The organism is Cellulosilyticum sp. WCF-2 (assembly GCF_003990395.1).
GTDB lineage: Bacteria > Bacillota > Clostridia > Lachnospirales > Cellulosilyticaceae > Cellulosilyticum > Cellulosilyticum lentocellum.
Map to the genome: position 1 here is coordinate 1087437 of NZ_CP034675.1, position 16798 is coordinate 1104234.

The 16798-nt window shown below is 34.7% G+C and carries 13 protein-coding genes; 12 read left to right on the forward strand and 1 reads right to left on the reverse strand.

Features of this window, described 5'->3' with window-relative positions:
• The first annotated feature begins 144 nt into the window (after positions 1 to 144).
• The 8 genes from EKH84_RS04785 (at position 145) to EKH84_RS04820 (ending at position 10169) form a co-directional block, all read left to right on the forward strand.
• Entirely contained in the window at positions 145 to 1443 is a 1299-nt protein-coding gene (locus EKH84_RS04785) for a TrkH family potassium uptake protein (RefSeq protein WP_127065379.1), read from the forward strand.
• A gap of 11 nt (positions 1444 to 1454) precedes the next feature.
• Positions 1455 to 2123, forward strand: coding sequence for a potassium channel family protein (locus EKH84_RS04790; RefSeq protein ID WP_013655334.1), 669 nt, complete (start codon positions 1455 to 1457; stop codon positions 2121 to 2123).
• A gap of 328 nt (positions 2124 to 2451) precedes the next feature.
• Positions 2452 to 3813 carry an MATE family efflux transporter gene (locus tag EKH84_RS04795; RefSeq protein ID WP_127065380.1) on the forward strand — a complete coding sequence of 454 codons (1362 nt, stop codon included), beginning with the start codon at positions 2452 to 2454 and terminating at the stop codon, positions 3811 to 3813.
• A 199-nt stretch (positions 3814 to 4012) separates the two neighbouring features.
• Positions 4013 to 4495 carry a cyanase gene (cynS, locus tag EKH84_RS04800; RefSeq protein WP_013655341.1) on the forward strand — a complete coding sequence of 161 codons (483 nt, stop codon included), beginning with the start codon at positions 4013 to 4015 and terminating at the stop codon, positions 4493 to 4495.
• A 62-nt stretch (positions 4496 to 4557) separates the two neighbouring features.
• Positions 4558 to 5370 (forward strand): formate/nitrite transporter family protein, encoded by an 813-nt coding sequence (locus tag EKH84_RS04805; RefSeq protein WP_127065381.1) that lies wholly within the window; start codon positions 4558 to 4560, stop codon positions 5368 to 5370.
• Positions 5371 to 5577: 207 nt separating this feature from the next.
• Entirely contained in the window at positions 5578 to 7896 is a 2319-nt protein-coding gene (locus EKH84_RS04810; protein ID WP_127065382.1) for a zinc ribbon domain-containing protein, read from the forward strand.
• A gap of 82 nt (positions 7897 to 7978) precedes the next feature.
• Positions 7979 to 8371, forward strand: a complete 393-nt coding sequence (locus tag EKH84_RS04815; RefSeq protein WP_127065383.1) for a zinc ribbon domain-containing protein — start codon at positions 7979 to 7981, stop codon at positions 8369 to 8371.
• A gap of 13 nt (positions 8372 to 8384) precedes the next feature.
• A complete protein-coding gene (locus EKH84_RS04820; protein ID WP_127065384.1) occupies positions 8385 to 10169 on the forward strand; it encodes a zinc ribbon domain-containing protein in 1785 nt (594 codons plus the stop codon).
• Positions 10170 to 10297: 128 nt separating this feature from the next.
• Here the strand turns inward: EKH84_RS04820 and EKH84_RS04825 are convergent, their stop codons facing one another.
• Positions 10298 to 11320, reverse strand: coding sequence for a LacI family DNA-binding transcriptional regulator (locus EKH84_RS04825; protein ID WP_127065385.1), 1023 nt, complete (start codon positions 11318 to 11320; stop codon positions 10298 to 10300).
• Between the two features lie 310 nt (positions 11321 to 11630).
• Here EKH84_RS04825 and EKH84_RS04830 point away from each other — a divergent pair, with 310 nt between their 5' ends.
• Genes EKH84_RS04830 through EKH84_RS04845 form a run of 4 tightly spaced genes read left to right on the forward strand, consistent with a single transcriptional unit; the run spans position 11631 to position 16400 of the window.
• A complete protein-coding gene (locus EKH84_RS04830) occupies positions 11631 to 12890 on the forward strand; it encodes an extracellular solute-binding protein (RefSeq protein ID WP_127065386.1) in 1260 nt (419 codons plus the stop codon).
• Between the two features lie 22 nt (positions 12891 to 12912).
• Entirely contained in the window at positions 12913 to 13806 is an 894-nt protein-coding gene (locus tag EKH84_RS04835; protein WP_127065387.1) for a carbohydrate ABC transporter permease, read from the forward strand.
• A gap of 3 nt (positions 13807 to 13809) precedes the next feature.
• Positions 13810 to 14646 carry a sugar ABC transporter permease gene (locus tag EKH84_RS04840; RefSeq protein WP_127065388.1) on the forward strand — a complete coding sequence of 279 codons (837 nt, stop codon included), beginning with the start codon at positions 13810 to 13812 and terminating at the stop codon, positions 14644 to 14646.
• Complete coding sequence (locus tag EKH84_RS04845) at positions 14646 to 16400, forward strand: glycoside hydrolase family 13 protein (protein ID WP_127065389.1); 1755 nt, start codon at positions 14646 to 14648, stop codon at positions 16398 to 16400. The genes EKH84_RS04840 and EKH84_RS04845 overlap by 1 nt, the downstream gene beginning before the upstream one ends.
• Positions 16401 to 16798: the final 398 nt, after the last annotated feature.

A 16798-nucleotide genomic window follows, 5' to 3' on the forward strand; every position in this document is an offset into this window, starting at 1 on the left:
AGTGATATTGTTTTAAATGAAGAAAAAGATTATTGGACTTAATACACTTAAAAATTCAAGGCATAACTTGCGCTGAGTAGGGGGTAAGGTATGTCTTTTTACGTAAATATTATTGAAACATTTTATATGAAAAGGAGAATGGCTATGAATAGGAATGATCTTAAAAAGATTGCTCCAGCAAAAATAATTGCATTGGGTTTTATCATGGTGATTTTAATAGGAGCAATTTTATTAAGTCTACCGATTTTTGCAAATGAAGGAGTGGAGGTTTCTTTTTTAGATGCGTTGTTTACTTCAACTAGTGCTGTGTGTGTGACGGGACTTATTGCTATTGATACGGCAGACACCTTCAATGTTTTTGGACGAACAATAGTAGCTTTACTTATACAAATAGGAGGCTTGGGAGTAACTTCTATTGGTGTAGGTATTATTTTAATTGCGGGTAAAAGGGTAGGGCTTAAACAGAGAACTTTGGTAAGAGAAGCTTTGAATTTAAATTCTTTTCAGGGGATTGTAAGGTTAGTAAAAGCGGTACTTTTAATGACACTTGGATTTGAATTAGCAGGTGCCGTGCTAAGTTTTATCGTTTTTAGAGCAGATTATAACACATGGGATGCTATTGGAATTAGTGTATTTCATTCAATTGCTGCTTTTAACAATTCAGGTTTTGATATTCTTGGTAATTTGCAGAACTTATCTCCTTATAAGGACAATGTTCTTTTAAACTTAACGACTTGTGGTCTTATTATTTTTGGAGGACTTGGGTTCCTTGTTATTATTGATGTGGCTAAGAATCGTTCTTTTAAAAAGCTAACCTTTCACTCTAAGGTGGTTTTAACAATGACAGGCAGTTTACTTTTAATAGGTACACTCCTTTTGAAATGGACAGAAGATATTCCTTGGCTGGCAGCTTTCTTTAACAGTACTTCTGCTAGAACGGCAGGCTTTAGTACATACCCTCTTGGAGACTTTACTAATGCTGGTTTATTAGTGCTCATTGTACTCATGTTTATAGGAGCTTCACCAGGCTCTACAGGAGGTGGTATTAAAACGACTACTTTGTTTGTTTTAATTCAATCTTTAAAAAGTACAGCAACCAACCAACACTGTCAGGCTTTTAAAAGAAGTATTCCTTGTGAGGCGATTATGAAAGCCTTTATGATCACACTACTTTCATTAGGAATAGTCGTAGCTGGAACTTTTGCACTTTGCGTTTTTGAACCAGAAAACACGTTTGTACAAAATATATTTGAGGTGACTTCGGCCTTTGGTACTGTGGGGTTATCTACAGGAATTACGCCAGGTTTAACTGGGCCAAGTAAAATTGTTTTAATTATCATTATGTACATAGGAAGAATAGGTCCACTGACAGTTGCTTCTTTATGGTTTACTAAAGAAAAAGCAAGTGTGAAGTATTCAGAAGGACTTATTACAATCGGATAGGAGAATAGGCGATGTTTAATAATTTAAATAAGAAAAATGGAGCAATAGGTATTATTGGTTTAGGTAGATTTGGAATGGCACTAGCACAGAGACTTTGTGAACTAGGTAAGGAAGTATTAGCTGTTGATGAGAGCGAAGCTAAGATTAAAGAAATTAGAAATTACACAGAATATGCTTTTGTAGTAGATAATTTCACAAAAGAAACCTTACAAGAGGCAGGTATTCAGAATTGTGAAGTGGTTGTTGTGTGTATTAGTGAGAAAATAGATGTCAGTATCTTAACCACCTTAAATGTAGTGAGTTTAGGAGTACCTAAAGTTATTGCAAAGTCTGTTAGCTATGAACAAGGCTGTGTACTAGAGAAGCTTGGAGCGGAAGTTGTTTATCCGGAAAGAGATATGGCCTTAAGAGTAGCTAAGAGAATAGTAGCTGCTAATGTACTTGACTACCTTTCCTTGAATGGTGGTATAGAAATTTCCGAAATAAAAATATTAGATAAATGGGTTAATAAGTCTATTGGACAATTAGATATTCGTAAACAGTATAATCTTAATATTATTGCTATTGAACAAGGGAATAATATTGTTACAGAAATTAGCCCTCAGTATAAGTTTTCAAAGGATGATATTATTATTGTGATTGGTAAGAAAGAAAGCATAGAAGAATTTGAGAATCACTAAAAATTTCTAGGGTTTTATAAAAAATCTAATAATAAACACTAACTTATCATAAAACCATCACTTTAGGACTGTAGACTAATAACAAGTAAGAAATATTACTTTTTCATACACTCCTCTATAAAATAATAAAGAAACGGTCGACTTAAGAAGCAATAAGCCACTTCTTAAATCGACCGTTTTATTTTGAAAAAGAATGCATTTTCATTACTTGCATAAAAGTAGTGGGGTTGAATTTATAAAAAGATAAGCTTGAATTTGATGAAACGAAGTTCTACAATAGTCTGGTGAGTAAAATTTTGGAGTATTTTGTAGAGTAGGAGTATGTAATATGGGAGCAGTATGTAAGACTAATAAAGAAGTTTGGAGAAGCTATTTAAGCTACTTATTACCTACTGTCGTGGGAATGGTAACTTATAGCTTATATTGTTTGGCGGATGTATTATTTGTATCTTTAGGTGTAGGGAGTGATGGGTTAGCAGCTCTTAATATTTCGCTACCTATTTTCACGATTTATTCGTGTATTGCCATTTTAATCGGAGTAGGTGCTTCGGTTACAATGACTATTTGTAGGGGAGAGGGAGATGGTAAAGCAGCTAGTAAGGTTTTAACCATGGCTGTTGTAAGTATAGGCATTATTGGCAGTACCTTAATGGTGCTAAGCATTATTTTTGTTAAACCCATAGCTACTATCTTAGGGGCTAATAAGGAGATTTTAGAGCAAGCCATAGGGTATTTAAGACCTGTTACTTGGGGTGTTTTATTTTATATGTTTAGTGGTGTTTTGACAGTATTAGTAAGAAGCGATGGTAACCCTAATTTGGTAATGATAGCTGGTATTATTGGGAATTTGATTAATATTGCCTTAGATTATATATTTATTATACCAATGAAGATGGGTACTTTTGGAGCTGGTCTTGCTACAGCTATTGGATTTTCTATTAGTATGGTGATTTTATGGTTCCATTTCATATTAAAAAAGAATTCCGTAAGTTTCATTAAAGATTTTTGGGATAAAGAGCTCTTTAAGCGAATGTTTAATAATGGTGGTGGCGCTTGTATATTAGAGATTTCTACAGGCATGACTATTTTTATGATTAATATAGCGCTTATGAAGATTAGCGGAGCTACTGCGGTAGCTATTTATAGTGTTATTTCTAATATAGCCTTTATTGCAAAAGGCATGTTTGGAGGAATGGCACAAGCTAGTCAGCCTATTGTCAGCATGCATTATGGGCTTAAAGAGTACGATACAGTTAAAGTAGCTCATCGTTATGCCATGTGGGTAGCTGGAGTGGCGGGTCTTATAACTTGGATTGTTATAGGGCTGTTTTCAGGACAAATAACAGCCTGGTTAGTGGATTCTGATATACATATTATTAAGCAAGGACAGGTTGCTATTTGCACTTATTTAATGTCTTTTTCTTTTATGGGATTAAATACAATTCTTATGTATTATTTTCAGTCCTTGGAAAGACCTATTTATTCAGGAATTATGTCTTTTACAAGGGGCATAGGGCTAATCTTTATATTGCTTTTAATACTTCCAAAACTATGGGGAGAATTAGGGGTATGGCTAGTGCTGCCTGTTGCAGAAATGATTACCTTTGTGATTTTCTTTATCATTAGAAAAAAACAAGTGGATGGTCAGCTCAATATTTTAAAGGAACCTCGTGCTTTGCATGTGGCATAAAATCAAAAATTAATAGAAAAATATGTCGATTTATTTATAAATTTGTAAAAAATATATATAGATTTTTGAAAAAAGAGAGACTATACTAAACGTAACAAATGGCAATGGCGCCTAGGTTAATCCTGGATACCATTGCCATTTTTTCGTTCGTTGGCCAACGATGAAATAAATTAATCTTGAGCTAATAGGAGGAATGGTTATGTCAATGATGCCAATGTCAAATGCTGATTATTTAGAAAGAGTTCAATATGCAGAGGAATTAGCAAGTATAGATAAAGCAAGGAAAGAAAAGGGTTTAACTTTTGAAGCATTAGCAGAAAAGGTAGGTGTTAATAAGGTTTGGCTTACAAGTGCCTTAAAGGGACAACAATGGGTTCCGGAAGAGTATTGTACTAAGATTGCTGAAGCCTTAGGCTTAACAATGGAGACTGTGGGTGTATTAAACAACCATCCCTATAAAGGAAATACAGACCCTATCTTATATAGACTACATGAGGTACTTGATACATATGGTCCAGCTATCAAAGAGATTATTCATGAGAAGGGTGGAAATGGTATTATGAGTGCCATTGATTTTGGGATAGATGTGGATATTCAAAAAGATCCAAAGGGAGACCGTGTTATCATTACTTGGAATGGTAAGTTACTGCCTTACAGTAAGCAAGGTAAATACCCTTGGTAAAATACTTATAACTCAGGTAGAAAACATTTTCTAGCTGAGTTTATCATATAGGAGGGAAAAGTATGGAACTAGTAACGATAAATAAAATAGCAAATTTAGCTAAAGTAAAAGTTGATTTTGCTAAAGAAAGTTTTATTAAATGTTTTATTTATTCTATGTTTGCAGGTGCATTTATAGGGCTAGGTATTTCCCTTATTTTTTCCATAGGTGCTCCTATTGCAAATAGCGAATACTTAGGTGGATTAACAAAGCTGGTAATGGGTGCCTCCTTCGGGATTGCTTTATCATTAGTAGTAATGTGTGGCTGTGATTTGTTTACAGGAAACACCTTGTTTTTAACTGTGGGTGGTTTGCAGAAAACGGTTAAATGGGGAGAGGTAATCTATGTATGGTGTGTTAATATACTGGGGAATCTTTGTGGTTCATTGCTTATTGCATATCTTATGAAACTCACTGGACTTTTAGATGGAGAGGTGTTTGGCAAATTTGTGGTAACTATGAGCGCAGGGAAAATTGCACCGTCTTTTTCGGCTCTAGTTTTTAGAGGTGTTCTTTGTAATATTTGTGTCTGCTTATCTTTGTGGTGTGCACAGAAGTTACAATCTGAATCAGGTAAATTAATTATGATTTGGTGGTGCTTATTTGCTTTTATAGGTATAGGTTTAGAACATAGTGTAGCTAATATGACTTTATTGGCTTTAGGCATTTTTTCACCATATGCGACAGAGACTGTAAATTGGGGAGGTTATCTTTCTAACCTTATTCCAGTTATTATAGGTAATATATTGGGTGGAGCTATATTCGTAGCACTTCCTTACTGGTTTATTTCTCAGAAAAAAGGGGTAGTGGTTGAAGAAGCCAATGTTGCAAGATAATGTATTCTATATACAAAAAGAAAATACCATAATGGTGATGAATAGATTACTATTATGGTATTTTCTTTTTGTGTGTAGAAAAATGTAGAAAAAAATTGAAATGGCACTATTGTTTAGTTTGGTAAGAGTGACAAAAATTATAAGAATTGATATAATATTAGGTGATTGTCGAAAAAAGTAAGCTTACTAAACTTATGGAGGGATAGGATGAAGTGTCGATTTTGTGGTAAAGAAAATGATAATAGCTATGTATTCTGCGTCTATTGTGGTAAAAGGCTAGAAGCAGAGGAAGCTATAATTACACTAGCTAAAGAATCGGAGCTTACTCAGGTACAGGAGCAGGTGAAAAGTGAAACTAAAATATCTGGAGAACCAGAGACTGTAGCCGTAACTAATGAGCCTGGTGAACTTGCTATGTCCGAGCAAGGAGTTGCAGTATCTGAGGCTACCACTAAGGAAGAAGAAAGAAAAGGGAAAAAAGGTAAACTAAAAATAGCTGCTATCTTGTTAGGTTTAGTTGTTGGAGGGGCAGGAATAGGAGTAGGCGCATTTTATTTAGCACAAAACACAGGAAATCAAGCTAAGACTTATGAAGAAAGCTATGATCCTAATACTGTTTTTGGTGTCAATTTCATACAGTGGGAATCAGGAAACTATGGTGATGTGTATACTCAAAAAATAGGAGAAGAAAAGAAAAAGTTAGGTGAGGGATTCGACTTAGATTCTTTTATTGTCTCTCCTAAAACTGGCGATATCGTTTACTTAGATGAAGATGACCGCTTACAGTATGCTAAATCAGGCGAGAAACCTAAGGTTATAAGTGAAGATTCTTCGTATTATTATTTTGAAGAAACAAGTAGGTTTATTATTTTTATAGAAAATACATCTTCAGGGGATCAAAACACTTATATTTATGATACAGAAAAAGACACCAAGGAATTACTTGTAGAGGATTGGACTGAAGCTGTATATTATGATGCAAGTACAGATGATTTTTATTACATAGATAATGATAAAAAGTTTTATAAGCTTGTTAATCGTACAGAAAGAAATAGAATAGCAACTGATGTTGTAGGTTTCAATATATTAGATTCAGACTATTATTTCTTGGCAACCAATGACTTCTATAATCCAACTTGTTATCTTTATAGAGAAACTAAAGATGGAATGGAAAAAGAAAAGTTAAATCATAATGCTGTGGATATATGGAATGCTGTTTATATAAAGGAAAGCCAAGCTGTACTATTTAATGCATCAGAGGATTTGGATGATGTGAAGCAAATCTATATTAAACTTCCAGGTCAAGAAGAAGTACAATTAGTTGATAAGGTTAAAGAGTGTACTTATAGTGAAGATGCAAATAAAGTATATTATTTAAATACTGAAGATGAGCTTTATAGCATAGATGTGCCGGAGATAAATAAGAAGGCGCTTGCAGATCGAACTTATTTTGAAAAAGTGATAGATGATTGCAAAGTTAATAAACTATTAGGAGATGTTGTAAATTATAGTGTAAGTCCTAATGGGAAAAGTGTTGTAGCCAGAGATATAAATGATGATTTATACTTATTAAGGGAAGATGAGAAGGAAAAAATAGATAGTAGTGTCATGTTTGAAGAAGCTTTTAATGAACATGTCTATTATATGACTTATGAAGGTGAACTTTTCATTCAAGAGGGAATTAACATAGAAAAACTAGAAGCATTGCCAGAAGCTATTTTAATTACAGACCAATTAGGTGAAGATTATTCTATATCAGAGTTTGGTCGATATATTACTTATCTAACAGAAGAAACAGTAGATGGAAAAGAAAAAGTAAGCTTAATGCGTTATGATACTAAAAAAGGTGAAGAGGTTATATTAGAAGACATAAACGTATATGATGCCTTTGTCATTAATGATTTAGAGTATGAACGCAAAATGAGCTATGAAGAATTGGTTGGATACTATGCTTGTGAGGAATTAGAAACACTTATTAAAATAGAAGAAGATGGCGAATTTATAGCTTATACAGATGGAGAGAGATTGAGTAGTGTATATCCGAAGTACAATTCCTATGGAAGATATAGTTTAGATGCAACATTAGTTGATGATAGTTATTTAGCTAATTTCTTTGGAGATGAAATAACCTTTAATAAATTAGAAGATGACACATTTACAATAACAGTAGGAGCTGGATATGTGTATCCTCTAGAGAGTATTTCTGAAGATGACTTTAATCAAAAGCTTGAAGAACAAGCAATAGTTGCAGAGGAAAGACGAGCTGCAGAAGCAGAAAGGATAAGAAGAGAAACGCTTGAGTCTACAGCTGAAGGTTATTACAATTATGGGGCCTTTATACCGGCCAATACATATATTTATACGACTTATGATTATAGTACACAAACAACCCTTTATACGAATAAAGATAAAACGTGGCCAGTAACTAACTATCACATTGACTATGATACTTCGGTTATTTGGGTAGAGATTAGCTATACCTACCAAGGTAATGATGACTATGGATGGTTACCAATCCAACAATAAAAAACCAGTATCTTATCAATAGGTTTTAGGATAGTATTAATTTAAGGTATATGAGAGATGTAAAAAATAAGGAGGAAGTAAAATGGAACATGGGTTAAACATGAATGAATTAAAGGAGAAACGCCTGAATTTATTAGTAGCGTTAGGGGAAGAAACACACAATTTAGTACGTGGGGGAAGTATGACCATTTCCGACAAATTAAGAAGCTTATCAGAAGAAATCAAAAAAGCAGATATTCAAATTAGTAAAACTTCTAATGCTGTGGATATAAGTTGTTGTCCTCAGTGTCATGAAGCATTACAAGCTGATGCTATGTTCTGTAGTAAATGTGGCTTTGCAGTTAAGGAATATTTTGCAGCTTATATAGCTAAGTGTCATTGTTGTGGCACTCCAATGAAAGCAGAACAAAACTACTGCGTAGTATGTGGTACGAAACAAAGTAGTCACTTCAGTTTAGAAAAATCAGCAGAATAGGGAGGAGACCAAAATGTTTTGTAATAAATGTGGGACACAAATAGAGGAATCCAATCAATACTGTGGTAATTGCGGGTCGAGGGTGCAACAAGGAACACTTCCAATACAAGCAGTAGAAACAAACTTTAATTTCTGTAGAAGTTGTGGTGCGGCAGTACAGGGAAGATATTGCGAAGCTTGTGGGGAAAGTAGTGTAAAGGTAGAGGCAAAAATAAAAAGTGGTTTCAAAACAATGGAACAGCTTAAACAAACAGGGGCTTCAGTTAAAAATGTACTCCCAGGTAAAGAAGCTTTAAAGAATATAAAATTAGATAAATTAAATTTTGAAAAGCTTACAATTGCTGAAGCTGTAAAGTGGGTAAAACAAGGGCTTTTGTTTTCTGTTATCGTAGTAGCAATTGCGATAGTGTTAAGTTTATTGATAGGGACAGGGGTAAAAAGTGCTATCTTTGAAAGTCAATATAGCGGATATACTTTTGAAAGTGCACTAGAGAAAAATCTTTTTAATACAGTGTGTAATCTTAGTTTAGTGACCTATAGTATGTTGTTTGGTGGAAAAGTCAACTGGGTACTTTCTGTGGGTGGTATTAAGGGAACAGTAGCTGCTGCATTTCCTTTTGTAGGCATAATTTTAGGAGTAATTGTACTTATTATAAGTGAAAAAATTAGACTTAAATTATCTAGCAAGGAAAGGACCTTATCTGGAAATGGTATTATAGCTGCTATAACAGGGGTTGTAGTAACTTTAGGAGGAATGCTTCTCAATAAATCCGTACGTACTAATTATAGAGAGCTTTACGGCTATAGCTATGGTTCTGGTTCTCCAGAAGATATTTTTAAGGTAGGCTCAGGTATTCAGTTGCTTTTTACCTTCTTCATGGTGTTTATGATAACATTCTTTACATTACAAATTATTATAAAAAGTAAAGGGGTTAATGAACAAAGTCCAATTTTGACTATCATTAGAAAGCTTATTTTCATTGTAGTAGGGTTTGCTTTTGTAATGGCAACTAGTGTAATGATAAAAGTACTTATGGAAGTAGGAGAAATGCCGGAAGGAGCAAGTTTACTAGCTGTTTTGGTAGGTATCTTATATTTGACAGGAATCTTTATCTCAGTAATACTAATGGGACGATTCGATCTTATAGAGGTAGTGGTAAATTCAGATTCAGTGATTAAGCTGAAGATGACACTGGCTAATATTAAGTATGAGATGTATGGCGTGGAAGAACAAATGAGTAATTTTATGAAGTGGTGGCTGATTGTAGCAGTGATTATTACTACTTGTATGATTTTAGCAGCAGCATATCAATTTTTTAAAGATAGAGATTTAGAATTGAAGGTAGCGTTTAAAGAATCAGCTTTAGTGAGTTTGGGCTTAGGTTTTTGTTTTGGAATGGTATCTAAGATGGCGGGTTATGTAATGAGTGTAAATCTTCAAGCTACTAATAGTTATTATAGAGATATGCTTGAGATGGACAGAGGGAAATATAGTTTCGTGCTAAAATCAGGAAATAGTTCTCTTATAGTAAATGCGATGATTATTGCAGTGATTACATGTATTTTATTTATGGTGATGTATTGGCTACTTAGTCTTAAGGTGCCAGTTGTTGATACGATTATGAATATTTTTAAACCAGTGGTATTATGGATTACTGTTGGGGTATTTTGTGTATTTTTTGTTGTTAAATTTGATGTTTATGATATTAATTACTCCATCATGGGTATTGCCGAAGATGCAGTAGATTACATAGGAGAAGAACTAGAAAATAATTTCTTCGATATGTTTGATTTCTAGAAGATATGATCTAGAGATGTATTACCTGGTTTTTGTGATTTAAAGAGAATGACATAGTATGCATAGAGGTCATTAGATAAAAAAGACATTGTGATAAGGTATAGACCTTGTTACAATGTCTTTTTTTGCTAGTTTACTTTTCTGCTAGATTCTCTAACGATAAGGTTAGGAAGGAGCATGCTGTATTGCATTTGTAAATTAGGATTAGCTATTTTATTTAACAAAATATTGGCAGCATGAGAGCCTAATTCAAATACATCATTATCAACGACGCTCAGCTGAGGTTCTGTAAACATAGATAATGGATAGTTATCAAAAGAAATAAGAGCCACATCCTCAGGAATCTTAAGCCCCCTTTTTTTGATAGCCTGAATAACACCGAAAGCTACGAAGTTATTAAGACAAACTACACTATCTGGTGGAGAGGGTAAATCGAGTAGGGCATTCATCATATTGCCACTATTTTCGATAGAGGTTTCGCCCTCCATAATATACTCAGGGTCGATAGTAAGGCCTTTTTTCTCTAAGGCAGAGCAAAAACCCATTTGTCTATTATGAGAAAAGTGATCTTCGTGAGGAGCACCAATAAAGGCAGGTCTGGTGTAGCCTTCGCTTAGTAAATGAGCAGCAGCTATTTCACCAGCAGTTTTGTTATTAATATCAATCCAACAAAGATTGGATTCAAAGGCTGGCTGTCCGATGACCACATAAGGAAAATGGAGAGCATCCATCTTTTTGCAAAGAGCCTTGTTAAGGTTAGCTACATGTATAATGAGACCATCTACGCGCTTTTCACGGATGATTTTTTCGTAAGGTTCTAAGCCCTCTCCTAAAGAAGAAGGGTTAAGTAAGGTGAGGCTATAACCATTTTGACTCAAGATAGACTCGATTCCGCCTAGTATTTCATAAATATGTGAATTTAAAAAAGCATAGTGGCGCTTTAATTCCATAACGATACCGATATTTTTAGAGCTTTGTTGCACAAAGCTGCGGGCGATGATATTAGGATAGTAATTGAGCTCTTCCATTACTTCACGTACTCGCTTTTTGGTTGCATCTGAAATCGTAGGAGCGTCACTCATTACCTTGGATACAGTAGAAATGGAAACATTAGCCGCTTTAGCGACCTCTTTAATTGTAATTTTAGACATATGAGAGTCTCCTTATATAAAATAGGAAAATGTTTTCCTTGGTATTCAGTATAGCATATACAAGGGTTACGGTCAAACTAATGTGAAAATATAGATAATTTTACTAAGAAATAAAGAAAATTATCTAAAATATATTGACAATTCACTAAAGTGAGTGGTATAACTAAATTATCAACAAGGAAAACGTTTTCTTAAAAATATTCTATGCATCATAAGTTTTGCTTTTGAAAATGTAGGATTATCAAGTGTGGTTATTAGTTAGGCCTAAGAAAAAACAAGGAAAACATTATACTAAAATGGAGGGGTAAAAATGAAAAAGAAATTTAAAATGTTAGTTCCTTTACTTATGATAACTATGAGCTTAACTGCTTGTGGTGGAAAGGAAACTGCAAAGGAAACAGGTAGTGAACCTACTAACGCTGCAGAGGCAAGTGTAGCACCAACAGAGGAAACAAAAGCACCGGTAGAACTGACTTTATGGCATGAAACAGAAGAGGGAATAGCAAGTGTACTTCAAGAACAACTAGATCAATTAGCTCCAGACATTAAGGTAAATGTAGTCCGAAAAGAAAATATGACAGAAGCTTTAAAGCTTAGTGCAGCAGACCCATCCAATGCACCGGATTTTATTTGGTATGCTCATGATAAAATTGGCATGTTTGCAGAAATGAATATTATTGACAGTATAGATAATTACTTAGATCCAAGTGTTTACGATAAATTCTTACCAATGACAGCAGAGGCAGGCCTTTATAATGGTAAACATTATCAAATCCCAGCTTACTATGAAACACTTATGTTTATGTATAATAAAGCTTTATTAGATAAGGCACCAACTACTACTGATGAACTTTTAGAGCTTGCTAAATCTAAAACAACAGGAGATTCTTATGGCTTTGTAGAACAACATAGCACGGCTTATTACTTTAGTGCATGGGCTCATGCATTTGGAGCAAGTATTATTAATGATAAAGCACAGCCAGGTCTTAATACAGCAGAAATGGAAGAAGCTATTGATTATCATAAACAATTTGTACAATACATGCCAACTGATGGTGAGTGGAATACAGTAACTACTTTATTCTTGGAAGGTAAAGCAGCTTCTATTGTGAATGGTCCTTGGTTCGTAGCAAGCGCAAAAGATGCAGGTATTGACCTTGGGGTCTCACCACTGCCAACCGTAAGTAGTAATGGGAATGCATTAAAACCTTATTCAGGTGTTCAAGGTATTATGATTTCTACTACTTGTAAAGATAAAGAAGCAGGTAAGAAGGTACTTGAGTTCTTATGTCAAAAGGATTTAAGTGAAGCTATTGCTCTTAAAAATGGAGCAGCACCAGCTCATCAAGAGGCTTATAACAATACCGAGATTCAAAGTAGTGATATTATCATGACCTTAAAGGAATGTGCAGAAAATGCAGTACCAATGCCTAATATTCCTCAAATGGATGTTATGTGGTCTTGTACAGAGAATGCACTTGCTGCCATTTATAAGAGTGGCGGAGGTACTAAGCCAATTATGGATGCAGCACAACAAGAAGCTTTAGATCAAATAAAAGCAATGCAATAGTTAATAAAGGGGGAGGAATAGCATGAAGCAAAATTCTAAACAAAAAGTGGGGCCTTATTTATACATTAGCTCTGCTTGGCTCATCATTGGGATTATTGTATTTTTTCCAATTATCTATACTGTAGCTATATCCTTCACCAATATGAATATATGGCACTGGAAGGATTATCGTTTTATAGGATTTACTAATTATTTGAAAGCCTTCGCAGTGTTAGATGGTGGTTTTGTAGCGGCATTAATCCGAACAATTATATGGACAATTTTAAATCTTACACTTCAAATAGTGATTGCGCTAGGTATTTCTCTTTTGCTTAATACAGAAGGTTTGAGAGGAAAGGGAGTTTATAAAACGCTTTTAATGCTACCTTGGGCAATGCCTACTTATATATCAGCACTTATTTGGAAGTTCGGTATGTTCCAAAATGATTTTGGTCTACTTAATCAAGTCCTAGTAAAGCTAGGACTTGGAAAAGTAGGTTGGCTCAATACAGATTTAATAGCTTTTATTTCTTGTCTTTTTGTTAACTTATGGATGGCACTGCCTTATATGATCTTAATGTTTTATGGTGGTTTACAAGGAATTGATAAAGGATTTTATGAATCCGCAGAAATAGAGGGTGCTAATAAATGGCAGAAGCTTATTTATATTACAGTACCGGTATTAAAACCTTTGGTTATGCCAGCTATTATTATGACTGCTTTTGTAACCTTTAAACAATTTGATATCGTATACTTGATGACAATGCAAACTGGAGCCAAAACAGGAGCAGATGTGAATACGATCATTACATATGCTTATGAAAATGCTTTTATTACTAATAACTATGGTTATAGTTCAGCACTTTCTGTGATTATCTTTATCATTATTGTGATTTTAACATTACTTAATCAGCGAAGCTTAAGGAAGGGGGATTAATAGATGAAGATTAATAAGAAAACTTATCACATAGGAACTCATATTGTACTTATTATCATTTGTCTTATTTTCTTGGTTCCGATTTTATATACCATTTCTGTATCTCTAAAATCCTCCAATTCCCTATTAAGTTCACATTTTCAGCTAATACCGGACCAAGCTACTTTAAATAACTATCGTATTATTTTATTTGAAAAGCCTTTTTTGACTTGGCTTAAAAATAGTTTAATCTTAACGGTAAGTACAGTAATAGTAGCCTTGGGAGTGGCATTACCAGCAGCTTACGCTTATACAAGGATGAAGTTCAAAGGGAAAAGTAGTTCTTTATTTGCACTACTTTTGCTAAATGCATTTCCTTCTGTGTTATCTATGGTAGCTATTTATCGTTTGTTTACTACCTTTTCATTAATGAATCGTTATGCGGGACTTATTATTGTATATACAGGAGCTATGATTATCTTTAGTATTTGGAATTTAAAAGGTTATTTTGAATCGATTCCTATAGATATAGAACAAGCTGCTATGATTGATGGAGCTGGTAACTTCACTATACTGACGCGTATAGTACTTCCTTTAGCTAGGCCGGCTATTATTGTAACAGCTATGATGATTTTTATTACGACTTGGAATGAATATATTTATGCCGTAAACTTCTTAAGTGATGCCAATAAATATACTTTGGCAGCAGGTTTATATTCACTTCAAGGAACAGACTACACTAGAAACTGGCCAGTATTTGCGGCAGGTTCTATGATGACATCTATACCTACGTTACTTATTTTCTTTGGCATCCAAAGGTACTTAGTATCTGGGTTAACAGCGGGAGGAGTGAAATACTAATGAAACTAGAAGCTATTATGCATATCCCTCTTTCTCAGTATGCCTTTGCTTTAACAGAACGTACGCTAGTAATTAGGTTAAGGACGGGAAAGAATGATGTAAGACGATGTGAACTATTTTATGGAGACAGAGTACATCCTACTAATCCTATACAGGTTTTCTCAATTTCAATGAAGAAAGTAGCTAGTGATGCACTGTTTGACTATTATGAAGCAGAGCTAGTAAGTGATTATACAAGAGTGTGTTATTACTTTTATTTAGAGGATGAAAGTACTCATTATTACTATTATGGACAGCAGTTTCTAGAAAAGCCAGGAGAAGATCGCACTGAATATTTTCAATTCCCATACATTAGAAGAGAAGATATGGCGATTATTCCAGATTGGGCAAAGGATGCTGTCATGTATCAAATTTTCCCAGATAGCTTTGCTACAGAAAAAGGTAGTATTGCTCAGCAGCCAATAGAGAAGATGAATCATTTAAAAGAACGTTCCAGTACACTGAATGGTGGAACGTTAAAAGGGATTGAGGCAAATTTAGATTATATAGAAGAGTTAGGGATTAATTGTATTTATTTAAATCCGATATTTGTGGCAGGGGAATATCATAAGTATGATATTATGGATTACTTTGATGTGGACCCTTGCTTTGGGACGAAACAAGATTTAAAGGAACTGGTAGCAGCTTGTCATAAAAGAGAGATAAAGGTGATTTTAGATGGTGTATTTAACCATTGTGGTGCCCAATTCTTTGCGTTTAAGGATGTTTTAGAAAAAGGAGAAATGTCTCCTTATAAAGACTGGTTTTATAGCTTGAAATTTCCTATAGAGTTTACAACACCTCCTAACTATGAAGCTTTTGCATATGTAAAAGAAATGCCTAAGCTAAATACGGGGCATCCAGCAGTTATTGATTATTTCTGCAAGGTGGGAACCTATTGGTTGCAGGAAGCCGACATTGATGGTTGGCGATTAGATGTAGCCAATGAAGTGAACCATGACTTTTGGAGGGCTTTTAGAAAGGCAGTTAAAGCCATTAAGTCAGATGCCTTCTTAATAGGAGAAATCTGGGAGGATTCAGAAGTTTGGCTTCAAGGAGAACAATTTGACTCTACTATGAATTACCGATTCACTAATCTTTGCCGTGAATTTTTTGCTAAAGGGAGTATGAGTGTAACAGCCTTTAACTATGGCATTAATCAAATGCTCATGAGATATCAAAGACAAGTGACCTACGCTCAAATGAATTTAATAGATAGCCATGATGTACCACGCTTTTTACATTATGCTAAAGAGGATGAAAGAAAGTTAAGCTTAGCAGCTTTATTTTTACTTACCTTTGTCGGTGTTCCTTCTATTCTCTATGGTGATGAGCTCTTAATAAGTGGCGAAAAAGAACTGGAATATAGGAAACCAATGATATGGAGCCCTAATACCCGAGAGCAAAAAATGATAGACTACTATAAAGCACTTATTAGCCTAAGAAAAAGTAGCAAGGCTTTTACAAGTGGCACCTTCAAGGTGATTATAGTGGATGAAGCAAAAGGTCTCTATGTATTTGAACGTAGGGAGGAAACAGAACGTTTTTGGGTAATCCTAGCGAACACTCCTAATGAGGCTACCTACACTATCCCAGCAGAAAATAATAAGTGGCAGGTGGCATTTGGCAATCCTGAAACTATTACAGAAAACAACTCTAAGCACATAAGTCTTAACCTTAAAGCCTATGAAGGCCTAGTACTTAAGCAGTGCTAACACATAACATATCCCCTTTTTCATCAAATAAGCATTTTTGTCCTTTTACTAAGGAAAGAAATGCTTATTTTGATAGCTACAGTATTCCTTCTCCCTATTTTTTAGTAATTAACTTCCTTATTTAAATAGAAATTTGTCGAGGACTTTACGGGCTATATGGGCGGAACTGAGAGAGGGTGGCTACCTATCGTGGTTCCGCTCCGCATTTCCAGTAGGCACTAAGCTCACTTTTTTGGATGAACGCCCACAAACTCGGTTCCCGGGGGCACGTAGACTAAGTACCATCCAAAACGTTCGCTAAGTGCCTACTGAAAATACTCCGAAGTCATCCCGTCAGGCAGCCACCCTCTCTCAGTTCTACCAGCAATAACGCGTAAAGTCGCCTCCATTAAGTGTTT

What these genes read in the sequence shown, in the direction of transcription:
- EKH84_RS04785 (WP_127065379.1), top strand. Translation starts at nt 145, where the DNA reads ATGAATAGGAATGATCTTAAAAAGATTGCTCCAGCAAAAATAATTGCA.
- EKH84_RS04790 (WP_013655334.1), top strand. Translation starts at nt 1,455, where the DNA reads ATGTTTAATAATTTAAATAAGAAAAATGGAGCAATAGGTATTATTGGT.
- EKH84_RS04795 (WP_127065380.1), top strand. Translation starts at nt 2,452, where the DNA reads ATGGGAGCAGTATGTAAGACTAATAAAGAAGTTTGGAGAAGCTATTTA.
- cynS (WP_013655341.1), top strand. Translation starts at nt 4,013, where the DNA reads ATGTCAATGATGCCAATGTCAAATGCTGATTATTTAGAAAGAGTTCAA.
- EKH84_RS04805 (WP_127065381.1), top strand. Translation starts at nt 4,558, where the DNA reads ATGGAACTAGTAACGATAAATAAAATAGCAAATTTAGCTAAAGTAAAA.
- EKH84_RS04810 (WP_127065382.1), top strand. Translation starts at nt 5,578, where the DNA reads ATGAAGTGTCGATTTTGTGGTAAAGAAAATGATAATAGCTATGTATTC.
- EKH84_RS04815 (WP_127065383.1), top strand. Translation starts at nt 7,979, where the DNA reads ATGGAACATGGGTTAAACATGAATGAATTAAAGGAGAAACGCCTGAAT.
- EKH84_RS04820 (WP_127065384.1), top strand. Translation starts at nt 8,385, where the DNA reads ATGTTTTGTAATAAATGTGGGACACAAATAGAGGAATCCAATCAATAC.
- EKH84_RS04825 (WP_127065385.1), bottom strand. Translation starts at nt 11,320, where the DNA reads ATGTCTAAAATTACAATTAAAGAGGTCGCTAAAGCGGCTAATGTTTCC.
- EKH84_RS04830 (WP_127065386.1), top strand. Translation starts at nt 11,631, where the DNA reads ATGAAAAAGAAATTTAAAATGTTAGTTCCTTTACTTATGATAACTATG.
- EKH84_RS04835 (WP_127065387.1), top strand. Translation starts at nt 12,913, where the DNA reads ATGAAGCAAAATTCTAAACAAAAAGTGGGGCCTTATTTATACATTAGC.
- EKH84_RS04840 (WP_127065388.1), top strand. Translation starts at nt 13,810, where the DNA reads ATGAAGATTAATAAGAAAACTTATCACATAGGAACTCATATTGTACTT.
- EKH84_RS04845 (WP_127065389.1), top strand. Translation starts at nt 14,646, where the DNA reads ATGAAACTAGAAGCTATTATGCATATCCCTCTTTCTCAGTATGCCTTT.